The sequence below is a fragment of the Zoogloea oryzae genome (genome assembly GCF_030161255.1).
In the GTDB taxonomy this organism is placed as follows: domain Bacteria; phylum Pseudomonadota; class Gammaproteobacteria; order Burkholderiales; family Rhodocyclaceae; genus Zoogloea; species Zoogloea oryzae.
In genome coordinates, this window is record NZ_BSPX01000128.1 from 1 (window position 1) to 5,767 (window position 5,767).

At 68.7% G+C, this 5,767-nt stretch carries 8 protein-coding genes; 1 reads left to right on the forward strand and 7 read right to left on the reverse strand.

Going from position 1 to position 5,767, the window contains the following annotated elements:
- On the reverse strand, nt 1-209 hold a 209-nt coding region (locus QQK25_RS21880; protein WP_284189863.1), incomplete at its 3' end, for a hypothetical protein.
- Between the two features lie 151 nt (nt 210-360).
- Here QQK25_RS21880 and QQK25_RS21885 point away from each other — a divergent pair.
- Nucleotides 361-906: a M48 family metallopeptidase gene (locus QQK25_RS21885; protein ID WP_284189864.1), complete on the forward strand. Its 546-nt coding sequence runs from the start codon at nt 361-363 to the stop codon at nt 904-906.
- Between the two features lie 12 nt (nt 907-918).
- Here QQK25_RS21885 and QQK25_RS21890 read toward each other — a convergent pair whose 3' ends face one another.
- The 6 genes from QQK25_RS21890 to QQK25_RS21915 form a co-directional block, all read right to left on the reverse strand.
- A complete protein-coding gene (locus QQK25_RS21890; RefSeq protein ID WP_284189865.1) occupies nt 919-1,929 on the reverse strand; it encodes a ComEA family DNA-binding protein in 1,011 nt (336 codons plus the stop codon).
- A gap of 181 nt (nt 1,930-2,110) precedes the next feature.
- Complete coding sequence (gene rng / locus QQK25_RS21895; RefSeq protein WP_284189866.1) at nt 2,111-3,565, reverse strand: ribonuclease G; 1,455 nt, start codon at nt 3,563-3,565, stop codon at nt 2,111-2,113.
- Nucleotides 3,566-3,731: 166 nt separating this feature from the next.
- Nucleotides 3,732-4,331, reverse strand: coding sequence for a Maf family protein (locus QQK25_RS21900; protein ID WP_284189867.1), 600 nt, complete (start codon nt 4,329-4,331; stop codon nt 3,732-3,734).
- A 145-nt stretch (nt 4,332-4,476) separates the two neighbouring features.
- Complete coding sequence (gene rlmH, locus QQK25_RS21905) at nt 4,477-4,947, reverse strand: 23S rRNA (pseudouridine(1915)-N(3))-methyltransferase RlmH (protein WP_284189868.1); 471 nt, start codon at nt 4,945-4,947, stop codon at nt 4,477-4,479.
- Between the two features lie 7 nt (nt 4,948-4,954).
- Nucleotides 4,955-5,302, reverse strand: a complete 348-nt coding sequence (rsfS, locus tag QQK25_RS21910; protein WP_153163361.1) for a ribosome silencing factor — start codon at nt 5,300-5,302, stop codon at nt 4,955-4,957.
- A 4-nt stretch (nt 5,303-5,306) separates the two neighbouring features.
- On the reverse strand, nt 5,307-5,767 hold a 461-nt coding region (locus tag QQK25_RS21915; RefSeq protein WP_284189869.1), incomplete at its 5' end, for a nicotinate-nicotinamide nucleotide adenylyltransferase.

Here is a 5,767-nt window from a genome sequence, read left to right on the forward strand (position 1 = left end):
CGGGTGGCGCGGGCAGCGTCGGCATCGGCGTCGGCGGCGCGCAGGCGGGCGTCCACCGAAAGGGCGTCGCGCCAGGCGTCGGCGAGGGTTTCGGCTGCGGGGAGCGGGGCGGCGAAGAGGGGAAGCAGCAGCGCGGCGAGGGCGACAAGCACCCGCGCCGGGGCAGGATGGCCGGCTGTGCTGGGGTTTTCGGCGACGGTTTCGAGCATGTCATCCTCCGTCGGAAAAATTAATGACTTGATAGTCAGTAATTTACACGTAAGCCTCCGATGGGGCATTGCGCCAGATCAAACGCGGGCGCCGCAGGCGGTAAAATCGCGCTCCTTCTCCCGCCGTCGCACGACCGTGCAGACCATCGACATGATGCCCGCTTCTCACCTGAAATATCTGGCCGGTTATCCGGCGCACCTCATCACCCAGGTGGGCGAGGTGCTGGCCCGGGGCGAGCTGGGCGACATCCTGCGGGACAAGTACCCCCGGCCCCACGGGGTGCGCAACGACGGTGCGCTGTACGACTTCGTGGGCGAGCTGAAGGCGCGGCATCTGCGCAATGCGCCGCCGCTATCCAAGGTGGCCTGGGACGGGAAGCTGCAGAACATCCAGAATGCGCTGGGCACCCACACGCGGGTGGCGCGGGTGCAGGGCGGCAAGCTGCGGATCAAGCGGGAGATCCGCATCGCCAACCTGTTCCGCGAGGCGCCGGAGGAATTCCTGCGGATGATCGTCGCCCACGAGCTGGCTCACCTGAAGGAGCCGGAGCACGACAAGGCCTTCTACCAGCTGTGCTGCCGGATCGAGCCGGCCTATCACCAGCTGGAGTTCGACGTGCGGGTGTGGCTGTGTCTGGTGGAGACGACGGGGGCGATGCTGTGGGCGCCGCCGGGCGCGAACCCGACGGCGGGGTGAGGCGGCTGCGGCTTACAGGGCGAGGCTGCCCTTGAGCTTGTCGAGGAGCTTGGCGCCAACGCCCTTGACGGCCAGCAGGTCGTCCACCTGCTTGAAGGGGCGGGCGGCGACGATGGCCGCGGCGACGGCCTTGGGCAGGCCCTTGACGGCGGCGAGCTCGGCTTCGCTGGCGGTGTTGATCGACACCTTGCCGGCTTCGGCCTTGGCGGCGGCTTTCGGGGCGGCCTTCTTCGCGGCGGGCTTCTTGGCCGGCGTGACGGGGGCTGCAGGCTCGACTTCGGCAACCGGGGCGGCTTCGGCGGCCCAGCTGACGGGCAGCGGGAAGTCGGTGAAGTCGCGGGTCACGTAGCCGGCGGCGGTCCATTCGCGCAGCAGCAGGGCGACGTGCCAGGTGCCGGTCGGGCGAGCGGCCAGCGGCAGTTCGAAGGCGAGGTGCTGCCAGCCGTGCTGGCCGGCCAGGCTGCCGAGGAACACGCCGGCGAGCTGCACGCCGTCGGTGTTGCCACGCTCGCCGAAGGGGGCGGGCAGGGCCCACAGCTCGGCGACGAGGCTGCCGCTCAGGTTGTCGGCGGCGCGGGGGTTGTCGATGCCATCGACGGTGATGTGCACCTGGCTGTCGCCGAGGGTGAAGCCGGCCGTGCCCTGGATGCGGGGCTGGGCGAACTGCTCGGGGAGCGGGAAGTTGGCGAAGTCACGGATGCTGCCGTCGCTGCCGTCGGCGAGCACCAGCACCATGGCGTGCTGGGCGTGACCGGCGGGCGGAAAGGCGGGGACGCTGGCGCTGACCCGGGCTTCATCACCACCGACCGCCACTTCGGCCACCTTGGTGCCGCGCACGGGTTGGCCATCGAAGGGCGCATCGCAGGCCCACAGCTGGAGTGCCCAGTTGCCGGCGGCGTCGCCGAGGAGTTCGGCGTTGAGCTGCACCTGGTCGCCGTCGAAAGCGTAGCCGTGGTCGGGGCCGAGGCGCAGGGCGCCGGGGGTGAGGCTGGTCGGGGTCTGGAGGGTGTTGCGCGTCTGCATCTCGTGTCACCTGCGGGAGTCGGGGCGCGCGATTCTGCGGGTGCGTGGATTGCAGCGTCAATCGTTTGGCGATTGATTTTTTGGATGCCCCAACAGGGGGCGCAAAACCGCCGAAAACCGCACCAATACTGGGATTGCACTGTATTGGTGCGGCTATTTCATCGGCATTGTCGGGTTTGCTTCAAAGGAGCACGATGTCGAACTGCTCCTGGCCGTAGCTGGCCTCGGGGTGGAGTGAAATTGTCTTGTCGATGAAGTCGGAGAGCATCGCCAGCGACTGGGATTCTTCTTCGAGGAAGAGGTCGATCACGATGGGCGAGGCGAGCACCCGGAATTCCTTGGCGTTGAACTGGCGGGCTTCGCGCAGCAGTTCGCGGAGGATCTCGTAGGCCACGGTGCGGGCGGTCTTCACCTCGCCCCGGCCGTTGCAGGTGGGGCAGGGCTCGCACAGCAGGTGGGCGAGGGATTCGCGGGTGCGCTTGCGGGTCATCTCGACGAGGCCCAGCGACGTGAAGCCATTGACCGTCATCTTGGTGTGGTCGCGGGATAGCGCCTTGCGGAACTCGTCGAGCACGGCGGCCCGGTGTTCGGCGCTTTCCATGTCGATGAAGTCGACGATGATGATGCCGCCCAGGTTGCGCAGGCGCAGCTGGCGGGCGATGGACTGGGCGGCCTCGAGGTTGGTCTTGAAGATGGTGTCGTCGAAGTTGCGGGCGCCGACGAAGCCGCCGGTGTTCACATCGACGGTGGTCATCGCCTCGGTCTGGTCGATGATGAGGTAGCCGCCGGATTTGAGATCGACCCGCCGGGCCAGGGCCTTCTCGATCTCGGCCTCGACGCCGTGCAGGTCGAACAGCGGCCGCTCGCCGGTGTAGTGGTCGAGGAGCGGCGCCACCTGGGGCATGTACTCGCTGGCGAAGGCCATCAGCTTCTGGAAGTTCTCGCGGGAGTCGGCCACGATGCGCGAGGTGGCGTCGGTGACGAAATCGCGCATCACCCGCTGGGCGAGGTTGAGATCCTGGTACAGCACGGTGGGCGGGAAGGCGCCGACGGTGCGGTTGCGGATCTCGGCCCACAGCTTGCGCAGGTAGGCGATGTCGGCGGCGAGTTCCTCGTCGGTGGCGTATTCGGCCATCGTGCGCACGATGTAGCCGCCCTTCTCGTCGGGCGGCAGCAGGCGGCTGACCCGCTCGCGCAGGGCTTCCCGGCCGGCTTCGTCGCCGATCCGCTGGGAGATGCCGATGTGCTTGTCCTGGGGCAGGTAGACCAGCATCCGGCCGGCGATGGAGATCTGGGTGGACAGCCGCGCGCCCTTGGTGCCGATCGGGTCTTTCAGCACCTGCACCATGAGGTTCTGGCCTTCGGCGAGGATGCGCTCGATGGGTCGCAGGGCGTCGCCGGTGTGGCGGTCGGTCCAGATGTCAGCCACGTGGAGGAAGGCGGTGCGCTCCAGGCCCACGTCCATGAAGGCCGACTGCATGCCGGGCAGCACGCGCACGACCTTGCCGAGATAGATGTTGCCGACGATGCCGCGGCTGGCGGTGCGCTCGACGTGGACTTCCTGGACGACGCCCTGCTGCATGAGGGCGACGCGGGTTTCCTGGGGGGTGAAATTGATGAGGTATTCGTCGGACATGATGGCGGGTGCAAATGGTGATGGGTGAGGGCCGGGCTGGGCCGGGCCTTCACCGATCGCCACTCGTCCTGCGGCGGGCGCGGGCGGCTGTCCGATGGGGCGTCATGGCGCCCCGGTTTTGGGTTTGTCTCCTCGTCAGGCGTGCCGGCTGGGGGCCGGCGGGCGGTCACAGAGAATAGCCGAATTCCTGCAGCAGGGCGCCGGTCTCGAAGAGCGGCAGACCCATGATGCCGGTGTAGCTGCCGCGGATCTCCTCGATGAACAGCGCGGCGCGGCCCTGGATGCCGTAGGCGCCGGCCTTGTCGTCGGCTTCGCCGGTGGCCACGTAGTAGCGGATCTCGTCTTCAGACAGGGGGCGGAAGCGCACGTCGCTGGTGGACAGGCGGGTCTCGAAGCGCAGGCCGTCGCTCACCACCACCGCGGTGAGCACCCGGTGGACGCGGCCCGACAGGCGCTGGAGGATCGCCACGGCGTGCTCGCCGTCGTCGGGCTTGCCGATGATTTCGCCGTCGAGTTCGAGGGTGGTGTCGGCGGCCAGCAGCAGGCGGCTGGGCAGTTCGCGCCAGCGCATGCGCTGGATGCCGCCGGTGGCCTTGGCGTTGGCGACGCGCTGGACGTAGGTGACGGCATCCTCGCCGGGGAGCACGTCCTCGGCGATGTCGTGATCGTTGCGGCCGGGGCCGCGGAACAGCAGGGGCTCGAAGTGAACGTGGATCTGCTGCAGCAGTTCGCGCCGGCGGGGGCTGTTGGAGGCGAGGTAGATCATGGGGCGGCAATGCGTGAAGGATGAACGGCAGGATACCCGGCCGGACTGCCTTGCGCCTTATGCAAAACCGGTTCCGGACCAGCCGGAAGGATAAAGCGAAACGCCGCCGGGCGGGCGCCCGGTGTCGGCCTTCACGTGCCGCCCGTCACTCCCGGTGGTAGGGGTGGTTCTTGAGCACGCTCCAGGCCCGGTAGAGGGCTTCGGCGAGCATCACCCGGACGAGGGCGTGGGGCAGGGTGAGGCTGGACAGGCGCATCGTCTCGTGGGCGGTGGCCTTGAGGGTGGGGTCGAGGCCGTCCGGCCCGCCGATGATGAGGGCCACGTCGTCGCCCCCGTCCTGCCAGCGCTCAAGGCGCCTGGCGAGGGCCTTGGAGGTGAGGTCCTCGCCTCGTTCGTCGAGGATCAGCCGGCGGCAGCGGGGTGGCAGGGCGGCTTCGATGCGGGTGGCTTCGGCGGCCATCATGGCTTCGACCGTCTTGCCGGTGGTGCGCGGCTCGGCCTTCACCTCGACGAGCTGGATCGGCAGCTCGCGGGGCATGCGCTTGGCGAAGTCGTCGAAGGCGGTGTCGACCCACGCGGGCATACGCGTGCCGACCGCAACCAGCAGCAGCTTCATGGGGCGCTCAGGCGGCGCGGCGCGGGCGAGCGGGCGTGGCGGCCCACAGTTCTTCGAGGTTGTAGTAGCTGCGTACGGCCGGCTGCATGATGTGCACGACGATGGCGCCGAGGTCCACCAGCACCCATTCGCCGCTGCCTTCGCCTTCGATGCCGATGATCTGGATGCCGGCTTCGCGGGCCTTGTCGGCCACGCTGCGGGCGAGGGCGCGGGTCTGGCGGTTGGAGTCGCCGCTGGCGATCACGACGCGCTCGAAGAGGGCGCTGATGCGCGTGGTGTCGATGACCTGGATGTCCTTGGCCTTGATGTCTTCAAGGGCGGAAACGACGAGCTGTTCGAGTTGGGTGATGTCCATTGAGTCAGAGATAGAGTTGATGCCGGGAAATATAGTCAACAACCGGCGGGGGGAGCAAATAACGCAGGCTCAGCCCGGCAGCCGCGCGGGCGCGGATGTCGGTGGCCGAGATTGCCAGGGGAGTCATTTCGAAGGGCACGATGGCGCCGGCCGGGGCTGCGCCGAGGGCTGCCGGGCTGGCCTTGCATCGGGCGACGAGGTCGGCCAGCGCGGCGGGCATCTGGGCCGCGTCGAGGCTGTAGCCGGGGCGGTTGGCCACGGCCAGGTGGGCGAAGTCGAGCAGCTCCGTCCAGCGCCGCCAGGTGGGCAGGCCGAGGAAGGCATCCACCCCCAGCAGCAGCACCAGCGGCCGCTCGGGCCCGAGTTCGGCGCGCAGGCGTTCGAGGGTGAGGATGGTGAAGCTGGCCTGGGCAGCGGTGACTTCGGCGGCATCCACCTCGAAGGCCGGGTTGTCGGCGGTGGCGA